Here is a 24,916-nt window from a genome sequence, read left to right on the forward strand (position 1 = left end):
CGCGTCAGAGCGATGAAATCGAAAAGATCCGCCCATTGATTACTGCAAAGACTAGGTACGACTACCTACCGATTAACAGAATTCATTAGACTTTTTCCTTGGTTACCGCGCCATAAACTAGACTACTGAACCTCCACTTCACACTCGCAAGCCTACATCTCCGCGACCGGAGGTGGGCAAATGTATATCAATGCAAAAGGTAAGGTTCTGGCGCTGTCTGGAGCCGCACAAAACTCGATCGGCAGCAAGGCCGGAGGACAGACCGTCAAGGGCACTGCCCTGAACGACATCCTTTACGATTCCGGCAGTGACCGGATGTATGGCGGCGCAGGCGACGACGTCTATCACTTCTGGGATGCGAAATCGTCCGCGAAAGAAGAAGCGAACTCTGGCATCGATACTGTCATCAGCCATCGTCAGGGTGCGGTCTACCTCTGGAGCAACATCGAAAACCTGATCCTGGATGGCTATGGCGCCAACAAGGGTTACGGTAACGACCTGGACAATGTAATCACCGCAGGAAAGTACGCGGCGACGCTCAACGGCCTGGGCGGCGACGATGTGCTCGTCAGCGGCGCGGGCGCGGATCTGTTCGTGGTCAAGGCTGGCAACGGCTCCGACACGATCGTCGGCTTCCAGCCGGGCTTCGACGCCATCAATCTGAGCGGTTATGGCATCAGCAGCTTCGCGAAATTGAAGACCATGGCCCAACAGGTGGGCGAAAACGTCAGGATCAACCTCCCCAAGGGGGAAACCTTGATCATTGAGAAAGTCGCCTTGAAGGACCTCAACGCCTTCGACTTCACGCTGAAGATGGAGACGTTGAAGGCCGGCGCCGGCGAAACGCTGATGACTGGCGCGGGCAAGGGCTACACTGCGGACGGCTGGTATGTCGTCAACAACGTCTGGAACCCGGGACATCTGATCGAGAACAAGGAATACACGGTCAGCAGCACCTACCACGCAGACGCCCCCAATCACGACACCACCTTCCAATGGTCGTTCCCCTTTGCGACCGAGGCCTATGCGACCATCCGCGCCTTTCCCGAAGTGATCTTCGGTCCCGCCCCCATGGGCGGCGGCCAGAAGGCCAGCGACGTCGGCGGCGTCTTCCCCGTACAGGTTTCGGATATCAAGGATCTGACGCTGGATTACGCCGTGGATTTCACTGGAAATACCGGAGGCTTCAATGTCGCCTTCGACATCTGGCTCACCAACGTCGAAGGCGGCGGCGCCAAAACCGTAAGCAACGAGATTATGATCTGGGTGCACGAGGGAGACTTCTCGCCCTACGGCTCGCTCGTCGGTTCCTATGTCACCGACAACTTTTCCGCGAGCGTTTACCACACGGAAAACTATACGGCCGTCGTGTTGAACGAGGACATGAAGGCGGGTGAGATCGATATGCGCGATCTTTTCGACTATCTGATAGACATCGGCATCGTGTCCTCCGACGAATATCTCGCCTCCGTCGAACTGGGCGCGGAGGTCGTGTCTGGCGCCGGCTCGCTCACGATCGACCACCTGGACATCGCGTTGAACGAGGCGGCTCACACGGCATATGCGACCCAGGCCATCGAAAGTGTGGATATCGTTCAGACATCCAGTTCGATGGCCGAAATCCATGGGCAAATGGCCACGGATTCCCACCTGTCGGCCTGGCACCCCTGGGGCGTGGACAGTTTCGCGGCCTAAAAACAGGCGGCCGGGCGCTGGAACCTATTGCCGGTCCAGCGCCCGCCAGCCGATGTCGGTGCGGTTGAAGCCGCCCGGCCAGTCGATCTTGCGGATGGCCTCATAAGCGCGTTCACGGGCCTGGGCGATGTCGTCGCCCTGGGCGCAGACATTCAGGACGCGGCCGCCCGCGGCGCACAGCAGACCGTCGTCGCGGCGCTTGGTGCCTGCGTGGAAGACCTGGACGTGGGGACCGAAGTCCTGCTCGGCGCCGCGGATGATCGAGCCTTCCAGCGGGCTGTCCGGATAACCCTTGGCGGCCATGACCACGCAGATCACCGTCTGGGGCTTGAAGGCCGGGGACGGCAGGCCCGAAACGTCGCCGCGCGCGCAGCCCAGCAGATAGGGGACGATGTCCCCGGCCATTCGCATCATCAGCACCTGGCATTCCGGATCACCGAAACGGGCGTTGAATTCGACCACCTTGGGGCCGTCCTCGGTGGCCATCAGACCGGCGTACAGAACGCCACGATACGGAGCGCCTTCTTCGGCCATCTTGCGGATGGTCGGCTGAACGATCAGTTCGTCAGCCTGCTGAACCAGGTCCGGCGTGAAGACGGGGGCGGGCGAATAGGCGCCCATGCCGCCGGTGTTGGGTCCCAGGTCGCCGTCGAAGGCGCGTTTGTGATCCTGGGCGCCGCCGAACAACAGGGCCTGTTTGCCGTCGCACAGGGCGAACAGGGAACCCTCTTCCCCGTCCATGAACTCCTCGATCACGACGCGGGCGCCGGCGGCGCCGAAACGGCCGCCCAGCATGCGCTCGATCTCGGATTCGGCGTCGCGGCGGTCGGGGCTGATCGCGACGCCCTTGCCGGCGGCCAGGCCGTCGGCCTTGATCACATAAGGGGGTTTGAAGACGTCCAGCGCGGTCTTGGCGTCCTGGACCGTATCATAGACGCCGTAGCCGGCGGTGGGGATCGCATGACGTTCCAGGAAGGCCTTGGAGAAGGCCTTGGAGACCTCCAGCTGGGCCGCCTTGGCGGTGGGACCGAAACAGGGGATGCCCGCAGCGGCCAGACGGTCCGCGAGGCCGGCGGCCAGGGCCAGTTCGGGGCCGACCACGACCAGATCAGCCTTGATCTCACGGGCCAGGGCGGCGAGCCCTTCGGCGTCGTCGGCCTTGACCGGGCGAAGCTCGCACAGTTTCTCGATCCCGGGATTGCCGGGCGCGGCGACAAGCCGCGTGACCAGCGGCGACTGGGCGATCTTCCAGGCCAGGGCGTGTTCGCGCCCGCCGGATCCGACGAGAAGAATGTTCATGGAACCCGGCAATGACCGGCCCATCGCGGCCGGTCAAGCGTCCGTCAGGCTTAATGGGCGATCAGGCGCGAAATCAGCGTGCGGGAGAAATCCAGGCCGGCAGGGCCTGCAGCTGGGCCAGGGTCAGATCGGTGACCAGATCCTTCTCGCCATTCTGGTCGATCGACGCGACGTCGCCCAGCGGAACCTGGACCTTCAGGTCGCCCGGCCCCTCCAATTCGACGACCACATGCGTCAGCCGCCCCCGCGGATCCAGAATCAGGGTCTCGACGTCGCCCAGATCGGTGTTGTCGCGCGACAGCAGATCGGCGTCCTCCAACTGACTGCGGCTCATGCCGAAGGCCAGGGCGGCGTCCGTCGTCGCAGCGTCGGCCCGGGTTCCGGCGACGGGGACAGGCGCCGCGTCTGGCGCCGGCGCCTGGACGACGTCGTCGCCGCTGTCCGAACAGGCCGTCAGGCCGAGGAAGCCGGCGGCCACGGCGAGAGAAATCATGCGGTTCATGGATGTCTTTCTTGAAGTCAGAACAGCGCCGACAGGACATAGACGGCCAGGCCGATCAGGCCGATGCAGCCGATGATCAGCCAAGGGCTCATGGCCCCGCCTCCGCCGCTGCGGCGTGTCAGGCCGCGTTCGCGGGGCGCGCGGTCGTCTGGATCGGTTCCTCGAGGGTCGGCGGGCATGAAAGACGAACGGCGGGACGCGCACGCCGTTCCCGCGCGGATCGACGCAGGCTAGACTAGGCCGATGAGCGACGACTCCTATGTGTTCGAAGGCCCGGCCGAGGCCCCTGTTCCCCGCGACAACAATCCGCCGCTGTCGATCTCGGAACTGTCCTTCGCCCTGAAACGCACCCTGGAGGAGCGCTTCGGCCATGTGCGGCTGAGGGGCGAGATCTCCAAGGTCAATCGCCACGCCTCGGGCCACGTCTATCTGACGCTGAAGGACGACAAGTCCGCCATCGACGGCGTCATCTGGAAAGGCTCGGTGCGTGGCCTGGGGGTCCAGCCTGAAGCGGGGCTGGAGGTCATTGTCACCGGCAAGATCACCTCCTATCCAGCGCGGTCGTCGTACCAGATCGTGATCGAGAGCATGGAGGCGGCCGGCGCCGGCGCCCTGCTGGCCCAGCTGGAGCGGTTGAAGGTCCGGCTGCGCGACGAGGGCCTGTTCGAGCTGGGCCGCAAAAAACCCCTCCCCCAGTTCCCGCGCACCATAGGCGTCATCACCAGCCCGACCGGCGCCGTGATCCGCGACGTCCTGCACCGGATCGCGGAGCGCTGGCCCTGTCGCGTGATCGTCTGGCCCGTCGTGGTCCAGGGCGAGGCGGCCAGCGGCCAGGTGGCCAACGCCATCCGGGGCTTCGACGCCATGACGGCCGATGGCCCGATCCCGCGCCCCGACCTGCTGATCGTCGCGCGCGGCGGCGGGTCGGTCGAGGACCTGTGGTGCTTCAACGACGAGGCCCTGGCCCGCACCGTCGCGGCGGCGCGCATCCCGATCATCTCGGCCGTAGGGCACGAGACGGACACCACCCTGATCGACTTCGTCTCCGACCGGCGCGCGCCCACGCCGACCGGGGCGGCCGAGATGGCGACCCCGGTGCTGGCGGACCTGAGATACGCCGTCGCCGACCTGGACCGACGCCTGGTCCTGGCGGGCGGGCGACTGATCGAGGACCGGCGCACCCGGCTGAGGGCCGTGGCGCGCGGTCTGCCCGCGCGGCCCGAGGACCTGCTGGCCCTGGCGCAGCAGCGTCTGGACCATGTGTCGAGCCGACTGGGTTCGGGGCTTCAACGCAACGTCTCGGTTCACGAGCGCCGCCTGGCCGGCGTCGGAGCACGACTGGGCCCCAGCCTGCTGGAGCGGGCGCTGGAGCGTCGCAGCGACCGGCTGTCCGCTGTCGCCGCCCGGTTCAAACCCACGGTCGAGCGCCGGCTGACCCGCGACCGGGACCGTCTGAACGCCCTGTCGCGGGCGCTGGCGACCCTGGACCCCGGCCGACCCAAGCCCGGTTTCGCCCGGGTGGAGAACGCGGAGGGGGACTGGATCACTGCGGCGGCGACGCTGGAGGCCGGTCAGGCGGTGCGGTTGGTGTTCGGCGACGGCGCCAGAGATGCGACCATCGATGGCGGCGAACCGCGCTCTGCGACGCCCCCGGCGCCGAAGCCCGCGGCGAAACCGAAGCCGCCCGCGCCGGGACAAGGGAACCTGTTCTGACGGTCGTCGGCGGTTTTCCGCTTCGCCCCGGCGCCGCTTCCTGCTAACCGCCGCCGCATGAAGATCACTCGCATCGCCCTGACCGCCTATGGCTTCGCCCTTCTGATCATCGTGCTGGACCAGCTGACCAAGGCTTGGGTGCTGGGCGTGCCGGACGTGGCGTCGATCGAACAGATTCCCGTCGGCTATGTCTTCGCCGAGGTCTGGCCGCCGATCCTGCGTTTCACCTTTGTCCAGAACACCGGCGTCAGCTTCGGCCTGTTCGGCGGCGGCGAGGCGCGGTGGATGCTGACCATATTCTCGGTCGTCGTCTCGGCGGGCCTGGCCTGGTGGGCGACCCAGTCGAACCGCCGCCTGTTGATCACCGCCATCGGCTTCGTCATGGGCGGCGCCCTGGGCAATGTCATCGACCGTGTCCGGTTCGGCTATGTCGTCGACTTCATCGATTTTTCCGGCACCGGCGTCTTCCCGTGGGTGTTCAACATCGCCGACAGCGCCATCACCATCGGCGTCGTCCTGCTGATTATCGACAGCCTTCTGTCCGAGAAAGCCGCCAAGGTTGGCGCGGCCCCCGAAAAGTCGTAATCACCCCGTCTTCACTATGCCAACAACGCCCGCAGAGGCGTTTCGTGCATCAGCCGAGTCGAGCCTGAACCCATGCGTATCCGCAGCGTCGCCGTCCTGACCCTCGCCGCCTCCGCCGCGCTCGCCGTGTCGGCCTGCGGCAGCATCAAGCAAGGCATCGGCCTGACCAAGGTCGTGCCGGATGAATTCGTCACCGTCTCCACCGCCCCGCTGAGCGTGCCGCCGGAATACGGCCTGCGCCCGCCGGCGCCGGGCCAGCCGCGCCCGCAGGAGCTGGCCCCCGAGAGCGCCGCCCGCCAGATTCTGCTGGGTCAGCGCCAGTCCGTCACCCGCACCGCCGGCGAACAGGCCCTGGTGGCCCAGGCCGGCGCCGAACAGGCCGATCCCCTGGCCCGTTACGTCGTCGACGACGAATTCGGCGACATCGCCCACAAGGACGAGAGCTTCGCCGATCGCCTGATGTTCTGGCGCAAGGACGACGCCGCGACCCAGGCCCCGACCGTCCGCCAGACCGCCGACGGCCAGCAGACGATCGACGCCACGACCGAGGCGGCCCGTCTGCAGGCCCTGACCGGCGGCCAGCAGGCCATCACCATCACGCCGCGTCGCAGCGGCGGCTTCAAGCTGCCGGGCCTGTAAGACTCGTCGAACCCTTCTCGGACGCCTGCCACGGCGTTGGTCCTCTCGCTGTCGGAAGATAACTGATGCGTCGCGTGCTTTCCGCCCTGGCCGCCGTTTCCATCGCGGCCTCTGTCCTGCCCGCCGCCGCCGAGGCCCAGACTCAGCAGCGCCAACGTGACCGGGGCTCCAGCGGCCAGCAGGCCGATGGGTCCGAGAATGCTCCGTCAAGCCGCGCGCCCCGAATCGCGCCGCTGCGCCGTCGCGCCAACGCCGGTCCCTGCCCCTTCGTGAAGGTGCTGTACGACGCCGCCCGCTATGTCGAGCTGGAAGGCGGCCGTGCGGCCATCTCCAACGTCGGCTACACCGGCGAGATCGAGGGCGTGTCCGCCGATTGCCAGTACCGCGAAGCCGATCCGATCCGCCTGGACATGGACGTTCTGTTCAACCTGGGCCGCGGCGAGCAGGCGGCGGGCGACCAGAAGACCTATCGCTATTGGGTCGCGGTGACCGAGCGCAACAGCGCCATCCTGGCCAAGGAATATTTCGACCTGCCGGTGAAGTTCGACGGCCAGCGCACCACCTCGGTCCACGAGGAACGCACCATCATGATTCCGCGGGCGGGCATCGACACCAGCGGCGGCAATTTCGAGGTCCTGATCGGCTTCGACGTCACGCCTGAAATGGCCGAGTTCAACCGTTCGGGCAGCCGCTTCCGCGTCAACGCCGGCGCGACCCCGGCCGCTCCGGCCCCTGCCCCCGCGCCGAGCGAATAAATGGCTGATCTGAAGACCGTCCTCAGCGAAGCGGTCGCCGCCGCCTTCGCCGCCGAAGGCGTGGATGCGGCCCTGGCCCGCGTCACCCCCTCCGACCGCCCCGACCTAGCCGACTTCCAGTCCAACGGCGCCCTGGCCGCCGCCAAGGCGCTGAAGGCCAATCCGCGCGACCTGGCCAGCCGGATCGCCGAACGCCTGACGGCCGATCCGCGCTTCATCTCGGTCGAGGTGGCGGGGCCGGGCTTCATCAATCTGAAGATCGCCGACGCCGTGCTGGCCGAACGCGCAGCCGAGGTCGCGGCCGACGCCGCCCATGCCGGCGCCGCCACCGTGGCCGATCCGCGCAAGGTGGTGATCGACTACGGCGGTCCGAACGTGGCCAAGCCGATGCATGTCGGCCACCTGCGCAGCGCCATCATCGGCGAGAGCCTGAAGCGGCTGTTCCGTTTCCGCGGCGACCACGTCACCGGCGACGCCCATTTCGGCGACTGGGGCTTCCAGATGGGTCTGCTGATCGTCGCCTGCGGCGACGAAGGCCTGGCCGAGGGCTTCATGATCGAGGGCGACGGTCCCTTCCCGGCGGACAGCCCTGTGACCCTGGCCGACCTGGATCGGCTGTATCCGCTGGCCGCCGGCAAGGCCAAGGAAGATCCCGCCTTCCGCGACCGCGCCCGCAAGGCGACGGCGGAGCTGCAGAACGGCCGTCCCGGCTATCGCGCCCTCTGGCGGCATTTCGTGGCGGTCAGCCGCGAGGCGCTGAAACGCGAATACGGCGATCTGTCGGTCGATTTCGACCTGTGGAACGGCGAGAGCGACGCCGATCCCCTGATGCCCGAAATGCTGGCGCATCTGAAGGAAGCCGGCCTGCTGGTCGAGGACGACGGCGCCCAGGTGGTCCACGTCGCCCGCCCCGGCGAGACCCGCAAGAAGAAGCTGGCCGACGGCTCGGTGATCGAGGCCCCCTCGCCTCCGCCCCTGCTGGTGATCAGCTCTGAAGGCTCGGCCATGTACGGCACGACCGACCTGGCCACCATCCTGGACCGCAAGAAGGCCCTGTCGCCGGACCTGGCCCTGTATGTGGTCGACGAACGTCAGGCCGAGCATTTCGAACAGGTCTTCCGCGCCGCCTATCTGGCCGGTTACGCCGAACAGGGCGGGCTGGAGCATCTGGGCTTCGGCACGATGAACGGTCAGGACGGCAAGCCCTTCAAGACCCGCGCGGGCGGCGTCCTGAAGCTGCGCGACCTGATCGATCAGGCCACCGACAAGGCGCGCGAGCGTCTGAAGGAAGCCAAGCTGGGCGACGACCTTTCGCCGGAAGAGTTCGAGGCCATCGCCCACAAGGTGGCCATCGCCGCCCTGAAATTCGCCGACCTGTCGAACGCCCGAACCACCAGCTACGTCTTCGACCTGGACCGGTTCATGAGCTTCGAGGGCAAGACCGGCCCCTATCTGCTGTACCAGTCGGTCCGCATCAAATCCCTGCTGCGCAAGGGCGCCGAACAGGGACTGACGCCGGGCGCCATCGTCGTCGCCGAACCGGCCGAACGCGATCTGGCCCTGACGCTGGACGCCTTCTCGACCGCCGTGTCGGACGCCTATGACAAGCGGATGCCGCACCTGGTGGCCGAACACGCCTATCGCGTGGCGCAATCCTTCTCGAAATTCTACGCCGCCTGCCCGGTGCTGGTCGCGCCGGACGAGGCGACCAAGCGGTCGCGCCTGGCCCTGTCGGCCGCCGCCCTGCTGCAGCTCGAAACGGCCCTGACCCTGCTGGGCATAGAGACGCCCGAACGGATGTGACGGCCGACCGCGTCGGGGACTGGCTGACGATCGAGACCCTGCTGCGGCAGGTTCTGCGCGATCATGCAGCCGCCCTGAACGACCATGAGACGGCTCTGGTTCTGGACTGGCTGGATCACAACGAACTGGGTCTGGCGGCCGAGGTCCTGCAGGACCGGGTCGGCGCCAGCCCGGACCTGGATCGCGCCCTGGACCTGATGGCGTGATCTTCCAGACCGATGTGATCCGAAAACCGCTGACACCCGCCGTTTCCTCTGATTAACCTTTGCCGGGGACAGGGGGCGGTCGGATGGGGAAACCCGGCGGTCGAAAGACCGGACAGCATCGCGGACGCATTCGCCAGGCCGACGCCCAGGTGCGCGGCTTCGGCCTGGGCGACGTCACGCCGCCGTTCCTGAAACGCCGCGCCGCCCTCTATGTCGACGGCTTCAACCTGTTCCACGCCTTGCTGGACCAGGGGCGCCCCGAATGGCTGTGGCTGGACCTGCGGGCCATGGCGCAAGGCCTGATCGACCCGATGGAGACCTTGGCCGGCGTCACCTGGGTCGCCGCCCACCGGCCCCAGCATCGCGGGCGAATGGAGGCCATGTTCCGCTACGAACAGGCGCTGCGAGCCCGGCGGGTGCGCTGCCTGATGGGCCATTTCGTCGTCCATCCCGACCATTGCCGCGCCTGCGGCCACACCTGGATGTCGGCGACCGAGAAACAGAGCGACGTCAACATGGCCCTGGCCGTGGCGTCAGACGCGGCGGCCGACCGGTTCGACACCGCCTATATCCTGACCACCGACGGCGACCACGCCGCCACCGCCCGTTTCGTCAAGGAGACTGCGCCCGACAAACGGGTCGTCAGCGTCGCCCCGCCCGGCCGGATCCACAATCGCCAGATCGCCGACTGGTCCGACGAACTGGTCGGGATCGGCCCCAATCTGGTCGCCCGCTCCATGCTGCCCGACCGGCTGAAGACCGCCCAGGGCTGGGTCGAACGCCCCCTGGCCTGGACCGCCCCGCCGACCCCGCCTCCGCCGCCCGATCCCGCGCCGCCGCCGTCGCCGGTTCCGCCGTCGTCATCCAAGGCTGGACATCTGACGCTGGTGGTGTCGAATTGAAGCCTTCTCCCGAAGGATTCCCGATGTCGCTCGACGCCTATATCGCCGGCCTGCCCAAGGCCGAACTGCATCTGCATATCGAGGGCTCGCTGGAGCCCGAGCTGATGTTCGAGCTGGCGCAGCGGAACGGGGTCTCCATCCCCTACGACAGCGTCGAGGCGGTGCGGGCGGCCTATGACTTCTCGAACCTGCAGGACTTTCTGGACATCTATTACGCCGGGGCCGCCGTCCTGCTGACGAGACAGGATTTCGAGGATCTGGCCTTCGCCTATTTCCAGCGCGCCGCCGCCGACAATGTCCGCCACGCCGAGATCTTCTTCGATCCCCAGACCCACACCGACCGGGGCGTGCCCTTCGGCGTCGTGGTCGAGGGCCTGATCGCGGGCATGGACCGGGCGAAGACGGAACTGGGCGTCAGCAGCGGCCTGATCCTCAGCTTCCTGCGCCACCTGACCGAGGAAGAAGCCTTCGCCACCCTCGACATGGCCAAACCCTATCTGCACCATTTCATCGGCGTCGGGCTGGACTCGTCCGAGGTCGGCCATCCGCCGTCCAAGTTCCAGCGGGTCTTCGCCGCCGCCCGCGACCTGGGCCTGAAACTGTGCGCCCACGCCGGCGAGGAAGGCCCGCCCGCCTATGTCCACGAGGCGCTGGACCTGCTGCACATCGACCGGATGGACCACGGCAATCGGTCGATGGAGGACGAGACCCTGGTCGCGCGGCTGGCCGCCGAACAGATGACCCTGACCGTCTGCCCCCTGTCGAACCTGAAGCTGTGCGTCGTCGACGACCTGAAGGACCATCCCGTGCCCGAGATGCTGCGCCGGGGCCTGCACGTCACCCTGAACTCGGACGACCCCTCCTATTTCGGCGGCTATGTGAACGACAACTACAGCCGCCTGGCGGCCGCGGTGGGCCTGACCAAGGATCAGGTGACCCTGATGGCGCGCAACAGTTTCGAGGGATCGTTCCTGGGCGAGGCGCAGAAGGCGGCGCGGATCGCGGAGCTGGAGGCCTACGCGACGGCTCACTGACGTCGCCGCTTGCCTAGCCGTCATCCTCGGGACAAGGCGGAGGATGACGGAAAGGCGCGTCAGGTGAGAAGTCGGTAGGCTGACACTTCCGCCACCCCCGACCGCAGGAAACTCTCGCGCGCCGCCGCCTCGGTCTCCGGCGCGATGGCGCGGCTGGCGTCGGCGATCACCACGGATTCGAAGCCTTCGCGCACCGCGTCCTCGGCGGTGAAGCGGACACAATAGTCGAAGGCCAGACCGGCCAGGAAGACGCGCTTGACGCCCAGTTCGCGCAACAGGCCGGCCAGCCCCGTCGGGGTGCGGTGGTCGTTCTCGAAGAAGCCGGAATAGGAATCGACCGCCGGATTGTAGCCCTTGCGGATCACGGCCAGGGCCTTCCTGACCGTCGAGGCGATATCGGGATGGAAGTCGGCGCCCGACGTTCCCTGGATACAGTGGTCCGGCCACAGCATCTGGCGGCCGTAAACGACCTCGATCTCGGTGAAGGGCGCAGCCCCCGGATGGTTGGAGGCGAAGCTGATCTGGTCCTGCGTGTGCCAGTCCTGGGTCACGACCACCCGGTCGAACCGCGCCGCCAGCCGGTCGATCAGCGGCATGATCCCGGCCCCGCCCTCGACCGCCAGCGAACCGCCCTCGCAGAAGTCGTTCTGCGGATCGATGACCAGAAGGGCGTCGGCGGGACCGATAAGCATCAGGCGCCCGCGTAGGCGTCGATCTCGTTGGCCGAGCCCAGGGCGACCGGGATGCGCTGGTGCAACTGGGTCGGCTGGACGTCGAGGATCGGCTGGGTTCCGTCCGTCGTGGCCTTGCCCCCGGCCTGTTCGACCAGGAAGGCCATCGGATTGCCCTCGTACATCAGACGCAGCTTGCCGGGCTTGTTCGGCTCGCGCTTGTCCCACGGATACAGGAAGACGCCGCCGCGCATCAGGATGCGGTGGACGTCGGCGACCATGGCGGCGACCCAGCGCATGTTGAAATTCTTGCCTCGCGGCCCTTCCGCGCCCTTCAGCAGGTCGCCGACATAGGTCTGCACCGGCTCGGACCAGTGGCGCAGGTTCGACATGTTGATGGCGAACTCCTTGGTGTCAGGCGAGATGGCGATATCGTCGTGGGTCAGCAGCCAGTCGCCGTCGTTCGACAGGGTGAAGCCCTTCACCCCGGCGCCGGTCGTCAGCACCAGCATGGTCTGCGGCCCATAGACGGCGTAGACGGCGGCGACCTGACTGCGGCCGGGCTGCAGGAAGTCGGCCTCGGTCGGCGAAGGCGTGGCGGACTTCAGCACCGAGACGATGGTGCCGACAGGAGCATTGATGTCGATGTTGGACGAGCCGTCCAGCGGGTCGAACAGGACCAGATATTCGCCGGCCGGATTGGAGGCGGGCTGGACCTCGTCCATCTCTTCCGAAGCGACCCCGGCGACGGCGGGGCTGGCCAGCAGGGCGTCGGTCAGCATGTCGTTGGTCATGACGTCGAGCTTCTTCTGATCCTCGTCCTGGACGTTGATCTGGCCCGAAGCGCCCAGGGCCCCGGCCAGGGCGCCGCCGGCGACCACGTCGCTGATCTCGGCGCAGGTGGCGGCGACGACGGTCAGAACCGTCTTCAGGCCGTCCGGCGCGTCCAGCGCGGCGATATGGGCGTCGAGGCGGGTGCGGTCGGCGGTCATGCGGTCGGTCCGGTGCGGCTGGGAGCGTCCCCCGTTCTTGGCGGGCGGATGCCGCGAGGGCAAGGGCCAAGCTAACGCGCCCCCCTCTCCCATCGGGAGAGGGCTTGAGCGCACGGCGGCGAAGCCGTCGTTCTGGCGCGAAAGGGTGAGGGTCGGGTGGTGCGAACTGGCCCACCGCCCAACCCTCATCCGGCCCTTCGGGCCACCTTCTCCCGATGGGAGAAGGAAAGAAGGTCGTCAGATCGGCAGGATGGCCGTGTCGAACGCGCGCTTCAGCTCGTGCGCGGCGAAGGTCTGGGCGGCCATGGCGTCCGGCAGGACCAGGGCCATGCCGAAGAATTCGTGCGTCGAGCCGTGGAAGGTCTTGTGCCGCACCTCCACCCCGGCCTGTTCCAGCTTCTCGGCCAGCAGTTCGCCCTCAGTGCGCAGCGGATCGATCTCGGCGCAGATGACGGTGGAGGACGGCAGGCCGATCAGGTCGGCGTTCTCGACCAGATTGATGCGCGGATCCTGGGCGTCCGCCTCGTTCTCGAAAATGTGCTTCACGAACCACTGCATCATCGGCTTGTTCAGCGGCTTGGCCGTGGCGTTCTCGACATAGGAGGCGTTGTCCATGTCCACGCCCGCGACCGGATAGACCAGAACCTGGTGCGCCGGCGCCGGAAGCCCGGCGTCGCGGGCCATGATCGACACGCCGATGGCCAGGTTGCCGCCTGCGCTCTCGCCCATCACCGCCACCTTCTGCGGATCGCCGTGGAAGCTCTGGGCGTTGTCCAACACCCAGCGATAGGCGGCCAGGGCGTCGTCGTGAGCGGCCGGGAATTTGTGTTCCGGCGCCTGACGATAGTGGACCGAGATCACGATGACGTCGGCCATCTTCGACACGCCGCGCGGGCCGCCGTCATAGACGTCCAGATCGGCGATCACGAAGCCGCCGCCATGGAAATAGACCACGACCGGATGCAGCTTGTCCTCGGAATGGTCGTGCGGCTTGTAGATGCGGGCCTGGATCGGGCCGGCGGCGCCGGGGATGGTGATGTCGGTGGTCTTCACGCCCAGATTGTCAGCCTTGGGCTCCTTGCCGGCCTTGCGCAGCAGGGCATGGACGGCGTCGGTCGGGGTCGGCTGCTGGCGGGCCTCGGCCGGCGACAGGGTCTCGATCGGCTTGCCGCCGAGAGAGGCCAGTTCATCCAACACCTTCTGCATCGGCATATCGGGCTTGGCGGGGTGGGTGCGCGGCTTGTCGGATTCGCCGAACAGCTTGTCTATAATCGACATTTTTGAATTCCTGGGGTCTGGATGAGGGCTCCCCACGACAACCCGCCCCACGCAGGCTTGTTCCGCCGCCGCTTGACTTGAGGTCAGAGTCGATGGCTTAGGTCGATCGCTCTCGCGGGAGAGATCGGGACCGGAACGCCGGGCTCGACGCCGAAGGCGCAACCGCCCCGGAAACGCTCAGGCAAACGGACCGCGACAGCATACGGACGCTGGAAAGTCGCCCCCTTACCGGGATCATGGCGCGCCGACGGAGCAAGGTGGTCTGACCGCCGGAATCTCTCAGGCTTCAGGACAGCGGGGGCGCGAGGACGGCGGAGCTCCGCCACAACACGCGACCGCGAAAGCCTGAACCATGACCGACCAAGCTCTGAAGACCACGCCCCTGAACGCCGCGCACCGCGCCCTGGGAGCTCGCATGGTGGGCTTCGGCGGCTACGACATGCCGGTTCAATATGAGGGCGTCCTGGCCGAACACCGCTGGACCCGCGAACACGCCGGCCTGTTCGACGTCTCGCACATGGGCCAGTGCAAGATCACCGGCGCCGACGCCACCGCCCAGTTCGAGCGGTTCGTGCCCGGCGACTACGAAATCCTGAAGGCCGGCAAGCAGAAATATTCGCTGCTGCTGAACGCCGAGGGCGGCGTCATCGACGACCTGATGGCCGGCCGCCCCGACCATGACGGCCTGTTCGTCGTCGTCAACGCCGGCAACAAGGACGAGGACTTCGCCTTCTGGGACGCGAACCTGGAAGGCGACGCCAAGCTGACCGTGCTGGACCGCGCCCTGATCGCCATCCAGGGACCGGAGGCCGCCGAGGTCATGGCCGCCCACGAGCCGATCCTTGCCGAGATGGGCTTCATGGAATGCGCCCGGCTGATGCTGTTCGGCGTCGACTGCTATGTCTCGCGCTCGGGCTACACCGGCGAGGACGGCTACGAGATTTCAGTCCCGGCCGACCAGGCCGAGTGGGTCTGGAGCACGATTCTGGAAGACGCTCGCGTCAAGCCGATCGGCCTGGGCGCTCGCGACAGCCTGCGGCTAGAAGCCGGTCTGCCGCTGCATGGCCACGACATCGACCCGACCACCAGCCCGGTCGAAGGCGCCCTGACCTTCGCCCTGTCCAAGTCGCGCAAGGAACGCGCGGACTTCGCCGGCGCCGAGCGCATCCTGAAGGAACTGACTGAAGGCCCGTCGCGCGTCCGCGTCGGCCTGATCGTCAAGGAGGGCGCCCCGGCCCGCGAAGGCGCCGAGATCGCCGACGCAGACGGCAATGTCATCGGCAAGGTCACCTCGGGCGGCCCCTCGCCGACCCTGGGCAAGAACATCGCCATGGGCTTCGTCCCCCCGGCCTTCGCTGCGCTGGGCACGGATCTGAAGGTCATCGTGCGCGGCAAGACCGCCGCCGCCGAGGTCGTCGCCATGCCCTTCGTGGCGCAACGTTATTACCGGAAGCCGAAGGCGTAACGCCCTCTCCTTCCGTCATCCTGGGCCTTGTGCCCAGGATCCAGAAACACCGACGCCCGCCGTCGGATCACGACTTCCGACACCGGGAGTCTGGATCCTAGGCACAAGGCCTAGGATGACGAGTTAGACAATCAGACCGCCGCCTGGCGGGTCTTGCGAGGACAGACAGATGAAGTTCACCAAGGATCACGAGTGGGTCAGCCTGGACGGCGACATCGCCACCGTCGGCATCTCCAAACACGCCGCCGACGCCCTGGGCGACGTGGTGTTCGTTGAAGTGCCGGAAGTCGGCAAGACCGTCTCCAAGGGCGACAGCTTCGCCGTGGTCGAGAGCGTCAAGGCCGCCTCGGACGTCTATGCTCCCGTCTCGGGCGAGGTGATCGAGGCCAACGACGCCCTGTCGACCGCCCCGGAAACCGTCAACTCGGCCGCCGAGGCCGACGGCTGGTTCGCCAAGATCAAGGTGTCGGACGCCTCGGAACTGGACGCCCTGATGGACCAGGCCGCCTACGACGCCTTCCTCGCCACCCTCTGATTTTCCTCTTCCGCTCATCCCCGCGAAAGCGGGGACCCAGTTCTTTCGCGAGAACAGTGCTGGGATGGGCGGAAACTCCTCCGGCCACATCGGTCGCCCAAAGCACTAGGTCCCCGCTTTCGCGGGGATGAGCGGATTAGAAAATGCGTTACCTCCCCCTGACGCCCGACGACCGCACGGCGATGCTCGCCGCCATCGGCGCGAAATCCATCGACGACCTGTTCGTGGACGTGCCCGAGAGCGCGCGTCTGGACGGCCCCGTGGACCTGCCCCGCGTCGCGGGCGAGCTGGAGGTCGAACGCGCCCTGTCCGCCATGGCCGCCAAGAACGCCACGGCCGGCGCCGTGCCCTTCTTCTGCGGCGCGGGCGCCTACAAGCACCATGTCCCGGCCACCGTGGACCATGTGATCCAGCGGTCGGAATTCCTGACCAGCTACACCCCCTACCAGCCGGAAATCGCGCAGGGGACGCTGCAATACCTGTACGAGTTCCAGACTCAGGTCGCGAACCTGACCGGAATGCCGGTGGCCAACGCCAGCCTCTATGACGGTTCGACCGCCATGGCCGAGGGCGTGCTGATGGCGACCCGCGTGACCCGCCGCAACAAGGCGATCATCTCGGGCGGCGTCCACCCCCACTACGTCAAGGCGACCGAGACCGTGGTCCACGCCGTCGGCGTCGAGACCCAGGCCCTGCCCGCCGCCGTCGACGCCGAGGCCGCCGTGATCGACCAGATCGGTCCCGACACCGCCTGTGTCGTCGTCCAGACCCCCAACGTCTTCGGCACCGCCACCGACGTGACCAAGATCGCCGAGGCCGCCCACGCCGCCGGCGCCCTGCTGATCGTCGTGGTGACGGAAGCCGTGTCGATGGGCCTGCTGAAATCGCCCGGCGAAATGGGCGCCGACATCGTCGCGGCCGAGGGCCAGTCGATCGGCAACGCCCTGAACTTCGGCGGCCCCTATGTCGGCCTGTTCGCCACCCGCGAGAAGCTGATCCGCCAGATGCCCGGCCGCCTGACCGGCGAGACCGTGGACGCCGACGGCGAGCGCGGCTTCGTCCTGACCCTGTCGACCCGCGAACAGCACATCCGCCGCGACAAGGCGACGTCGAACATCTGCACCAACTCGGGTCTCTGCACCCTGGCCTTCACCATCCACATGAGCCTGCTGGGCGAGACGGGCCTGCGCAAACTGGCCCTGCTGAACCACGAGAAGGCCGTCGCCACCCGCGACGCCCTGGCCGCCATTCCCGGCGTCGAGATCCTGACCGACCGCTTCTTCAACGAGTTCGCGGTGCGCCTGCCCAAGAACGCGGCCGAGGTCGTGGACACCCTGGCCGGCCATCACATCCTGGCGGGCGTGCCCTACAGCCGGCTGGCGCCGGACGCCGGCATGGACGACGTCCTGCTGGTCGCCGCGACCGAGACCACCCTGGATCACGACATCAAGTTCCTGGCGAGCGTGCTCGCCAAGGTGCTGGCGGCCTGAGCGGAGACAAGACCATGAGCACCATGAACACCGTCGGCCGCCCGACCGCCCCGAACCAGGTCGCCTCGAAGCCCGCCACCCTGACCGGCGGCCGCGGCCTGCTGCAGAATGAAGCCCTGATCTTCGAGGGCGAAGGCTGGGGCAAGACCGGCGTCGACCTGCCGGAACCCAAGACCGACGCCTCGGACCTGGGCGATCTGGTCCGCAAGGATCCGATCGGCCTGCCCGGCCTGTCGGAGCCGGAAGCCATGCGCCACTATGTGCGCCTGTCGCAGAAGAACCACGCCATCGACCTGGCCATCTACCCGCTGGGCTCGTGCACGATGAAGCACAACCCGCGCCTGAACGAGAAGATGGCCCGCCTACCCGGCTTCTCGGACATCCACCCGCTGCAGCCCATCTCGACGGTGCAGGGCGCGCTGGAGCTGATGGACACCCTGGCCCACTGGCTGAAGACCCTGACCGGAATGCCCGCCGTCGCCCTGTCGCCCAAGGCGGGCGCGCACGGCGAACTGTGCGGCCTGATGGCTATCCGCGCCGCCCACGAGGCCTCTGGCCAGCATGAGAAGCGCCGCAAGGTCCTGGTCCCGACCAGCGCCCACGGCACTAACCCGGCCACGGCCGCCTTCGTCGGCTATTCGGTCGTCGAGGTCGCCCAGACCGAGGACGGCCGCGTGGACGTGGCCGATCTGGCGGCCAAGCTGGGCGACGACGTCGCCGCCATCATGGTGACCAACCCCAACACCTGCGGCCTGTTCGAGCGCGACATCCTGGAGATCAGCCGCCTGACGCACGAGGCGGGCGCCTATTTCTACTGCGACGGCGCCAACTTCAACGCCATCGTCGGCCGGGTCCGCCCGGGCGACCTGGGCGTCGACGCCATGCACATCAACCTGCACAAGACCTTCTCGACGCCGCACGGCGGCGGCGGTCCGGGCGCCGGTCCGGTGGTGCTGTCGGAAGCCCTGGCGCCCTTCGCGCCCGCCCCCTGGGTGGTGCATGACCAGAATGGCTACAAGCTGGTCGAGCGCGAGGAAGACGAGGCCGCCCAGGCCTTCGGCCGTCTGTGCGCCTTCCAGGGCCAGATGGGCATGTATGTCCGCGCCCTGTCCTACATGATGAGCCACGGTTCGGACGGCCTGCGCCAGGTCGCCGAGGACGCGGTGCTGAACGCCAACTACATCAAGGCCCGCCTGTCGGACCTGATGAGCCCGGCCTTCCCCGACGGCCCCTGCATGCACGAGGCCCTGTTCGACGACGAATGGCTGAAGGGCACGGACATCACCACGCTCGACTTCGCCAAGGCGATGATCGACGAGGGCTTCCACCCGATGACCATGTATTTCCCGCTGGTCGTCCATGGGGCGATGTTGATCGAGCCGACCGAAACCGAGTCCAAGGCCGAACTGGACCGCTTCATCGAGGCCATGCGCCTGCTGGCCGAAGCCGCCAAGGCCGGCGACGTAGATCGTTTCAAGGGCGCGCCCTTCCACGCCCCGCTGCGTCGTCTGGACGAAACCCGCGCGGCCCGCTCGCCGGTGCTGCGCTGGTCCGCTCCGGCGGGTTCCAACCAGGCGGCCTGAGGCGGACTCGCTCGCTATTCACTTCCGTCATCCCAGGGCTTGTCCCTGGGATCCATACTCCCGGTTTTTGAAGGCCGTGCGCCCTGTGGACGCAACGGAAGTATGGATCCTCGCCACAAGGGCGAGGATGACGATCTTGAATGGTTGCGATCTCTAGCCCGCGACCCGCCGCAAGGCCGCGAAGGCTTCACGCCCGAACATCTCCGGCCCCTGCTCCGGATGGGCCAACCAGGCCTCTCCGGCCAGTTTCATGATGCTGACGGCCGTTCCGGCCACGACCCGGCAGGCGACGTCGTCCGGCGCCAGTTCCTTGCGCGCCGCCAGGGCCTGGGCCAGCACGCGCTCCACCCGTTCGTATTTGGCGTGGTCGCCGGCCTGCAGGCTGGGCGTCTCGTGGATCAGACGAGTCAGGGCCAGGGTCTCGGGCGTCTGGAACCGGGCCGCGACCTCGCCCAAAGCGCCCTCGACCATGTCCAGAAGCGGCTCGTCCCTGGGGCGGCCCGCCACGGCGTCCACGATCAGTTGCGGAAAGTCCGCCTTGGTCGAGAGGACGATCTCCTCCTTCGAGCCGAAATAGTTCAGCAGGGTGCGGCGCGACACGTCCGCCGCCGCCGCGACCTCGTCCAGGGTCGTGGCCTCGAAACCCCTGTCGATGAACAGCCGCATGGCTTCGGCCTGGATCCGGGCGTGCGTCTCCTGACGCTTGCGCGCGCGCAGGCCGGGTTCACTGGGGAAAATGTTATCTTGCACTTCTTGCATATTTGCACCGGATGCAGATATGCAAGCCGGAGCCTTTCGAGGCTAGTCTCTTCGGAAATAGGATAGCGCCAATGACGACGTGGACGACAGCCGATATTCCGGACCAGAGCGGCAAGCTGGCCGTCATCACAGGCGCGACCGGCGGACTGGGGCTGGAGACCGCCCTGGTGCTGGCCGCAAAGGGCGCCGAGGTGGTGCTGGCCGGGCGCAATCCGCAGAAGGGCGCCGAGGCCGAACGGCTGATCCGCGCCCGTCATCCGGGCGCCGATGTGAGGTTCGACCTGCTGGACCTCGCCGATCTGGCCTCAGTCGCCGCCTTCGCTGATCGGCATCTGGCGGCGGGACGGCCCATCGACATCCTGATCAACAACGCCGGCGTCATGGCCGTGCCGACGCGCCACACGACCGTCGACGGGTTCGAGCTGCAGTTCGGCACAAACTACCTGTCCCACTTCGCCCTGACCGGCCGTCTGCTGCCCCTGCTGGCGGCCGGCCCGACGCGGGAGGAAGGCGCGCGCGTGGTGCAGTTGTCGAGCATGGCGCACCGTGGCGGGCGCATCCGCCAGAACGACCTCAACCACGCGCAGGGGTACAGCCCGTGGCCGGTCTATCAGCAGTCGAAACTGGCCATGCTGATGTTCGCCATCGAGTTGCAGCGTCGCAGCGACGCCCAGGACTGGGGGCTGACCAGCGTCGCGGCCCACCCCGGCTTCGCCCGCACCGACCTGATCGCCAATGGCGCCGTCGATGGTCGCACCGGTCTGTTCGCCCGCGTGGCGCGGCTGCTTTCGGTGGTCGCCAGCCATTCGGCCGCCGACGGCGCCCTGCCGATCCTGATGGCCGCCACCCTGCCCCAGGTCGCACCCGCCGGTTACTACGGCCCGACGGGCTTCCAGGAATCGACCGGGCGGCCAGGCCGCGCCGTCATCAAGTCCCAGGCGCTGGACCCCGACGTCGCCCGCCGCCTGTGGGAGGCCTCGGAAACCCTGACAGGCGTCTGCTGGAGCTGATTTCCGTGGCCTGACGGCAACATTCGCGACCGGTGTCGGATCATGACCAAAGCTTCATGCCTTGGACATGGATCGGCCACCAGTTCGGGAGGATATGCGGATGTGGCAGCCTCGCCACGGTCGACCTTTCCTTTGATCACAGGGGATCGGTCGGACGTGGCGGTCGTTGTCACAGGCCAACCTCCTCCCCATCTGGCGCATCCGTGACCTACGCACCCCTCGCCCTCTTCCAGCCGTCCAAGCCTCGCAGCCGCACGCTGCGGACGGTGAAGCGCTGGGCGTTGATGGCGGGCGGCCTGTTCGTGGTGTTGCTGGGCATACTGATCGCCCCCCTGCCCGGCCCCGGCGGCGTTCCCGTCATTGCCGTCGGCCTGATGCTGATCCTGAAAAGCTCTTTCTGGGCCAAGCGTCAGTTCATCCGCGCCCAGTACGCCCGACCCAAGTGGATCTATCCCTTCCGCCGACTCATGCGGAAGAAGCCCGAGTTCGCCCCGGTCTTCTGGCAGCAGGCCCTGCGCGCCGAAAAGATGGTGCTGAAACGGTCGCGTCGCCGCCTGACCCGCGGCCGCAAGGGTCTGCGCCGGTATTTCCGGAAGATGTTCCGCTAGTTAGCGAACGATTTCGCGGTTGCGATGCCGCAACCGCTAACCACAGGAACGTGAACGCCGTCCTCCCCGGTCAGGCGTATCCTGTGTGGGCGTTATCAGAGAACCACTAAAGCGTTGGGAGGCGCTAAGGTCATGATGTCACGCGTACAAAAGGGTCTGATCGCGGGCGTCGCCGCGACCGTGGCCGTTTCCTTGCTTGAGATCCCGAACATGTTCCTCAACTGGTTCGATCCCTTCCAGGGGGTCATCGCCAGCATGATCGGCATGCCGGGCAACCTGGCCGTCGGCTGGGCCATCCATGTCGTCAGCGGGATCTTCATCCTGGGGCCGTTGTTCGCGGTCCTGTGTCCCCGCCTGCCGACCGACACGCCCGAGACCAAGGGCATCGTCTTCGCCGTCGGCGCCTGGCTGGTGATGATGGCCGCCATAGTGATGTTCGGAAACTACCGGACCTTCACGGCCGGCTCCGGCTTCGGCACCATCGCCTGGCTGCTGGTCACCCATGCGGTGTTCGGCATAGTCCTGGGCAATGTCTATGCCCGGCTGGTGACGCGCGAAAAGCGCCACGCCGCCGACTTCGTGGGCGGAGCCCCCGCGCACTGAGCGCAATCGTACACGCATAAGAAAAGGGCCCCGACGACGCCGGGGCCCTTTTTTTGTTCGCCGGTCAGGCCGGATGTCAGTTCAGGCGATCGCCGATCTGGGCGATGGCGGCGTCCAGCAGCGGATCCTTGGCGTTCCCGGCGAGGCGGGCGGTCAGGATCTGTTCGGCGGCCTTGGCGGCCAAGTCGGCGGCGGCGCCCTTCACCTCGGCGGAGGCTTGCGCCTCGGCCTGGGCGATACGGGTTTCGGCCATCTTCTGGCGACGGGCGAGGGTCTCTTCCAGCTTGGCCTTGGATTCGACTTCCAGACGACGGGCGTCGGCTTCCGCCTGGGCCATCATCTCGGCGGCCTGGGCCTCGGCCTCGGCCTTCTCCTTGCGGATCTGGGCCAGCAGGGCCTCGGCCTCGGCGCGCAGACGGGCGGCCTCGTCCAGATCGGCCTGGATCTTGGCGCCCTTGGCGTCCAGGGCGGCGGCGGCCATCTTCGGCACGCCGACGGCGACCAGAATGCCGAAGAACAGGATCAGACCGATGCCGACCCAGATCTCCGCATTGGCGAAGCTCCAGATGCCGTGTTCGAAGATCAGGTTCATCAGGCGGCTCCCTTGACGGCGGCGAGCTCGGCTGCGGTCGCGGCCTTGCCGGTCAGGCGCTCAACCATGGCGGCGGTGGCGTCAGCGGCGATGGTCGAGACATTGGCCATGGCGGCGTCGCGAGTCTTGGCGATCGCAGCCTCGGCCTCGGCGATGCGGGCGTTGACCACGGCTTCTTCCGCAGCCTGACGGGCGTTGGCGTCTTCCGTGACGCGGGCCTTGGCGGCGGCGGCCATGGCGCGGGCGTCGGCGCGGGCCTTGGCGACCTCGGCCTGGGCCTGGGCGGCCTGGTCGGCGGCCTCGGCCTGGACCTGACGCGCGGTGGCCACGGCGTTGGAAATGGTGTCGGCCCGTTCGTCCATCACCTTGCGAAGGCGCGGCGCGAAGACCTTGGAGACCAGGACGTACAGGACGACGAACAGGATCAGCAGATAGCCGATCTGGCCCGCCCAGTGTTCGAACTGGAATTGCGGCAGGCCGCCCGAGCCGTGCTCGGCGGCGGTCGCCGTCTCGGCGTGCAGGTCCGCTTCGACCGAAGGGGGGACCGCGTCGATGGTGTGGGTGCTGGCCATGAACCGTCTACTGCAGGATCAGATGAAACGGCGCGCGGGCGAACCCCGCGCGCCGGTATCGGCTGGTATCAGCCGAAGATCATCAGGATGCCGAGCACGAAGGCCAGGATGCCCAGGGCTTCGGCCAGGGCGGCGCCGACGAACAGGTTGCCGACTTGGCCGGCGGCGGCCGACGGGTTGCGCAGGGCGCCGGCCAGGAACTGGCCGAAGATGTTGCCCACGCCCAGGGCCGAACCGATCATGCCCAGGGTGGCGAGACCAGCGCCGATGTACTTCGCGGCTTCAGCGTCCATGATTGTATTCCTAGATTAAAGTCGTTGGTGGTTGGGGTGAAGAGACTGGTCCGGCCCTTAGTGGGCGTGGTCCAGGTTGACCACATCATTGAGATAGATGCAGGCCAGAACGGCGAAGACGAAGGCCTGAAGGAAGGCCACGAGGAACTCCAGGGCGGTCAGGGCGACGACCATGCCCAGCGACAGGGCCGCGACCGGGAAGGCCAGCAGACCGATGCCGCCGCCCAGGCCCAGCAGGCCCAGGGACACGACGAAGCCGGCGAAGATCTTCAGCGCGACGTGGCCGCCCAGCATGTTGCCGAACAGACGCAGCGCCAGGGTGACCGGACGGAGCAGGAAGGAGACGAACTCGATCAGGCCGACGACCGGGCGCAGCGCCAGCGGCGCGCCCATCGGCCAGAACAGCTTGAAGAAGCCCAGACCGTTCTTGGCGAAGCCGACGACCAGGACCAGGCCGAAGGTGATCAGGGCGAAGGTGGCGGTGATGGCCAGTTGCGAGGTCGCCGTGAAGGTCAGGAACAGGCCCAGGATGTTCATGCCCAGGATCAGGATGAACAGGGTGAAGACGAACGGGAAATACTTGCGACCATCGTGACCGATGATGGAGTCGGCCAGATTGTCGATCAGGCCGAACAGGCCCTCGCCGGCGGACTGCAGGCGGCCCGGGACGACCTGGGCGTTGGATGTCACGGCGGCAAGGAAGCCGACGATCAGCACGAAGGCGGCCGTCATCGCGATATGCGAATTGGTGATCGCCAGATCGACCGTGCCCAGGACAGGCAGGGTCACGTCAGGAAGGTCGACGACCTTCTGAATCTGAAACTGATGAATCGGATCGGCCATCGAGCCTATCGTTCCCCGTCTTCGTCGGCCTCGACATAGGGTTCGGCCGGAGCCGACGTTCCTTGCGCCTTAGCCTGCGCCATCAGCCGGTTGGCTGTGCGACGCGCCATATAAATCGACAAGGCGAAGCCCAGAAGGACCCCGCCGATCAAACCCCACGGGCGGATCCCAAGGACCCAATCCGCGATAGCCCCGAACGCCAGCCCCACAAAAACGCCGCCGAGAAGCTCGGCGATGATCTTGTAGGCCTGTCCCGCCACCTGGTGGCCGGTCAGTTCGGCGGACTTCTCCACCGCCGTCCGCGCCTCCAATGCGGATGCGCTGTCTTGGAGGCGTTTGATCGCCTCTTCGCGCGATTCCGACATAGGGGACAGGACCTGTGCGTTCAGCGCCCAGACGATGTGTCCGGGCGGGTCTGAATTCGGCGCGGAAACTAATCGTGAGCGGCCGGTTGGTCAAGGCGTCGTGATCGGATGCTAAATCTTTGTT

The 24,916-nt window shown here is 67.1% G+C and carries 28 protein-coding genes and 1 riboswitch; of the genes, 16 read left to right on the top strand and 12 right to left on the bottom strand.

What is annotated here, in order from left to right; translation table 11 throughout:
* Positions 1-180: 180 nt before the first annotated feature.
* On the top strand, positions 181-1,695 hold the full coding sequence (locus ACIQ1T_RS11430; protein WP_395944675.1) for a hypothetical protein: 1,515 nt from the start codon (positions 181-183) through the stop codon (positions 1,693-1,695).
* Positions 1,696-1,719: 24 nt separating this feature from the next.
* Here ACIQ1T_RS11430 and purD read toward each other — a convergent pair whose 3' ends face one another.
* The 3 genes from purD to ACIQ1T_RS11445 all read right to left on the bottom strand — a co-directional run bounded on the left by purD (position 1,720) and on the right by ACIQ1T_RS11445 (position 3,675).
* Positions 1,720-2,994, bottom strand: coding sequence for a phosphoribosylamine--glycine ligase (gene purD, locus ACIQ1T_RS11435; protein ID WP_395944676.1), 1,275 nt, complete (start codon positions 2,992-2,994; stop codon positions 1,720-1,722).
* 73 nt (positions 2,995-3,067) lie between these two features.
* Positions 3,068-3,496: a hypothetical protein gene (locus tag ACIQ1T_RS11440; RefSeq protein WP_395944677.1), complete on the bottom strand. Its 429-nt coding sequence runs from the start codon at positions 3,494-3,496 to the stop codon at positions 3,068-3,070.
* Between the two features lie 17 nt (positions 3,497-3,513).
* The gene (locus ACIQ1T_RS11445) at positions 3,514-3,675 is read right to left on the bottom strand and encodes a hypothetical protein (protein ID WP_395944678.1); all 162 of its coding nucleotides are present in this window, start codon (positions 3,673-3,675) and stop codon (positions 3,514-3,516) included.
* A 64-nt stretch (positions 3,676-3,739) separates the two neighbouring features.
* Between ACIQ1T_RS11445 and xseA the strand changes: the two genes are divergently transcribed.
* From xseA to ACIQ1T_RS11485, 8 genes are all read left to right on the top strand, one after another.
* A complete protein-coding gene (gene xseA, locus ACIQ1T_RS11450) occupies positions 3,740-5,209 on the top strand; it encodes an exodeoxyribonuclease VII large subunit (protein ID WP_395944679.1) in 1,470 nt (489 codons plus the stop codon).
* 57 nt (positions 5,210-5,266) lie between these two features.
* On the top strand, positions 5,267-5,794 hold the full coding sequence (gene lspA, locus ACIQ1T_RS11455; RefSeq protein ID WP_395944680.1) for a signal peptidase II: 528 nt from the start codon (positions 5,267-5,269) through the stop codon (positions 5,792-5,794).
* A gap of 72 nt (positions 5,795-5,866) precedes the next feature.
* Positions 5,867-6,433: a DUF3035 domain-containing protein gene (locus tag ACIQ1T_RS11460; protein ID WP_395944681.1), complete on the top strand. Its 567-nt coding sequence runs from the start codon at positions 5,867-5,869 to the stop codon at positions 6,431-6,433.
* A 65-nt stretch (positions 6,434-6,498) separates the two neighbouring features.
* Positions 6,499-7,188, top strand: coding sequence for a Tat pathway signal sequence domain protein (locus tag ACIQ1T_RS11465; RefSeq protein ID WP_395944682.1), 690 nt, complete (start codon positions 6,499-6,501; stop codon positions 7,186-7,188).
* Entirely contained in the window at positions 7,189-8,991 is a 1,803-nt protein-coding gene (argS, locus tag ACIQ1T_RS11470) for an arginine--tRNA ligase (protein ID WP_395944683.1), read from the top strand.
* Positions 8,988-9,197, top strand: a complete 210-nt coding sequence (locus ACIQ1T_RS11475) for a hypothetical protein (RefSeq protein ID WP_395944684.1) — start codon at positions 8,988-8,990, stop codon at positions 9,195-9,197. Before argS ends, ACIQ1T_RS11475 begins: the two co-directional genes overlap by 4 nt.
* An 83-nt stretch (positions 9,198-9,280) precedes the next feature.
* The gene (locus ACIQ1T_RS11480; RefSeq protein WP_395944685.1) at positions 9,281-10,099 is read left to right on the top strand and encodes an NYN domain-containing protein; all 819 of its coding nucleotides are present in this window, start codon (positions 9,281-9,283) and stop codon (positions 10,097-10,099) included.
* Between the two features lie 23 nt (positions 10,100-10,122).
* Complete coding sequence (locus ACIQ1T_RS11485) at positions 10,123-11,133, top strand: adenosine deaminase (RefSeq protein ID WP_395944686.1); 1,011 nt, start codon at positions 10,123-10,125, stop codon at positions 11,131-11,133.
* 59 nt (positions 11,134-11,192) lie between these two features.
* Here the strand turns inward: ACIQ1T_RS11485 and ACIQ1T_RS11490 are convergent, their stop codons facing one another.
* The 3 genes from ACIQ1T_RS11490 to ACIQ1T_RS11500 all read right to left on the bottom strand — a co-directional run bounded on the left by ACIQ1T_RS11490 (position 11,193) and on the right by ACIQ1T_RS11500 (position 14,074).
* Positions 11,193-11,825, bottom strand: coding sequence for a nicotinamidase (locus ACIQ1T_RS11490; protein WP_395944687.1), 633 nt, complete (start codon positions 11,823-11,825; stop codon positions 11,193-11,195).
* Positions 11,825-12,796 carry a class 1 fructose-bisphosphatase gene (locus ACIQ1T_RS11495; protein ID WP_395944688.1) on the bottom strand — a complete coding sequence of 324 codons (972 nt, stop codon included), beginning with the start codon at positions 12,794-12,796 and terminating at the stop codon, positions 11,825-11,827. The genes ACIQ1T_RS11490 and ACIQ1T_RS11495 overlap by 1 nt, the downstream gene beginning before the upstream one ends.
* A gap of 237 nt (positions 12,797-13,033) precedes the next feature.
* Positions 13,034-14,074 (bottom strand): alpha/beta hydrolase, encoded by a 1,041-nt coding sequence (locus ACIQ1T_RS11500; RefSeq protein WP_395944689.1) that lies wholly within the window; start codon positions 14,072-14,074, stop codon positions 13,034-13,036.
* 105 nt (positions 14,075-14,179) lie between these two features.
* Positions 14,180-14,277: riboswitch (glycine riboswitch) on the top strand.
* A gap of 149 nt (positions 14,278-14,426) precedes the next feature.
* On the opposite strand from ACIQ1T_RS11500, the gene gcvT reads away from it, so the two are divergent.
* The 4 genes from gcvT to gcvPB all read left to right on the top strand — a co-directional run bounded on the left by gcvT (position 14,427) and on the right by gcvPB (position 19,147).
* Positions 14,427-15,539 (top strand): glycine cleavage system aminomethyltransferase GcvT, encoded by a 1,113-nt coding sequence (gene gcvT, locus ACIQ1T_RS11505; protein WP_395944690.1) that lies wholly within the window; start codon positions 14,427-14,429, stop codon positions 15,537-15,539.
* 169 nt (positions 15,540-15,708) lie between these two features.
* The gene (gcvH, locus tag ACIQ1T_RS11510; RefSeq protein WP_314120914.1) at positions 15,709-16,074 is read left to right on the top strand and encodes a glycine cleavage system protein GcvH; all 366 of its coding nucleotides are present in this window, start codon (positions 15,709-15,711) and stop codon (positions 16,072-16,074) included.
* 143 nt (positions 16,075-16,217) lie between these two features.
* Positions 16,218-17,564, top strand: coding sequence for an aminomethyl-transferring glycine dehydrogenase subunit GcvPA (gene gcvPA / locus ACIQ1T_RS11515; RefSeq protein ID WP_395944691.1), 1,347 nt, complete (start codon positions 16,218-16,220; stop codon positions 17,562-17,564).
* 14 nt (positions 17,565-17,578) lie between these two features.
* Entirely contained in the window at positions 17,579-19,147 is a 1,569-nt protein-coding gene (gene gcvPB, locus ACIQ1T_RS11520) for an aminomethyl-transferring glycine dehydrogenase subunit GcvPB (RefSeq protein WP_395944692.1), read from the top strand.
* 153 nt (positions 19,148-19,300) lie between these two features.
* On the opposite strand, the gene ACIQ1T_RS11525 is transcribed toward gcvPB, so the two are convergent.
* Positions 19,301-19,906, bottom strand: a complete 606-nt coding sequence (locus ACIQ1T_RS11525) for a TetR family transcriptional regulator (RefSeq protein WP_395944693.1) — start codon at positions 19,904-19,906, stop codon at positions 19,301-19,303.
* A gap of 71 nt (positions 19,907-19,977) precedes the next feature.
* Between ACIQ1T_RS11525 and ACIQ1T_RS11530 the strand changes: the two genes are divergently transcribed.
* The 3 genes from ACIQ1T_RS11530 to ACIQ1T_RS11540 all read left to right on the top strand — a co-directional run bounded on the left by ACIQ1T_RS11530 (position 19,978) and on the right by ACIQ1T_RS11540 (position 22,127).
* On the top strand, positions 19,978-20,916 hold the full coding sequence (locus tag ACIQ1T_RS11530; protein WP_395944694.1) for an SDR family oxidoreductase: 939 nt from the start codon (positions 19,978-19,980) through the stop codon (positions 20,914-20,916).
* A 203-nt stretch (positions 20,917-21,119) separates the two neighbouring features.
* The gene (locus tag ACIQ1T_RS11535; protein WP_395944695.1) at positions 21,120-21,524 is read left to right on the top strand and encodes a hypothetical protein; all 405 of its coding nucleotides are present in this window, start codon (positions 21,120-21,122) and stop codon (positions 21,522-21,524) included.
* 132 nt (positions 21,525-21,656) lie between these two features.
* Positions 21,657-22,127 carry a DUF6789 family protein gene (locus ACIQ1T_RS11540; RefSeq protein ID WP_395944696.1) on the top strand — a complete coding sequence of 157 codons (471 nt, stop codon included), beginning with the start codon at positions 21,657-21,659 and terminating at the stop codon, positions 22,125-22,127.
* Positions 22,128-22,203: 76 nt separating this feature from the next.
* Here ACIQ1T_RS11540 and ACIQ1T_RS11545 read toward each other — a convergent pair whose 3' ends face one another.
* The 5 genes from ACIQ1T_RS11545 to ACIQ1T_RS11565 all read right to left on the bottom strand — a co-directional run bounded on the left by ACIQ1T_RS11545 (position 22,204) and on the right by ACIQ1T_RS11565 (position 24,792).
* Positions 22,204-22,719 carry a F0F1 ATP synthase subunit B gene (locus tag ACIQ1T_RS11545; RefSeq protein WP_395944697.1) on the bottom strand — a complete coding sequence of 172 codons (516 nt, stop codon included), beginning with the start codon at positions 22,717-22,719 and terminating at the stop codon, positions 22,204-22,206.
* Positions 22,719-23,291: a hypothetical protein gene (locus ACIQ1T_RS11550; protein WP_395944698.1), complete on the bottom strand. Its 573-nt coding sequence runs from the start codon at positions 23,289-23,291 to the stop codon at positions 22,719-22,721. The genes ACIQ1T_RS11545 and ACIQ1T_RS11550 overlap by 1 nt, the downstream gene beginning before the upstream one ends.
* Positions 23,292-23,359: 68 nt before the next feature.
* Positions 23,360-23,584 (bottom strand): F0F1 ATP synthase subunit C, encoded by a 225-nt coding sequence (locus ACIQ1T_RS11555; protein ID WP_008261286.1) that lies wholly within the window; start codon positions 23,582-23,584, stop codon positions 23,360-23,362.
* A gap of 57 nt (positions 23,585-23,641) precedes the next feature.
* Positions 23,642-24,427, bottom strand: coding sequence for a F0F1 ATP synthase subunit A (locus ACIQ1T_RS11560; protein WP_395944699.1), 786 nt, complete (start codon positions 24,425-24,427; stop codon positions 23,642-23,644).
* Positions 24,428-24,432: 5 nt separating this feature from the next.
* Positions 24,433-24,792 (bottom strand): AtpZ/AtpI family protein, encoded by a 360-nt coding sequence (locus tag ACIQ1T_RS11565; RefSeq protein WP_395944700.1) that lies wholly within the window; start codon positions 24,790-24,792, stop codon positions 24,433-24,435.
* Between the last annotated feature and the right edge of the window lie 124 nt (positions 24,793-24,916).

This window comes from Brevundimonas sp., from assembly GCF_044336875.1.
Lineage (GTDB): Bacteria > Pseudomonadota > Alphaproteobacteria > Caulobacterales > Caulobacteraceae > Brevundimonas.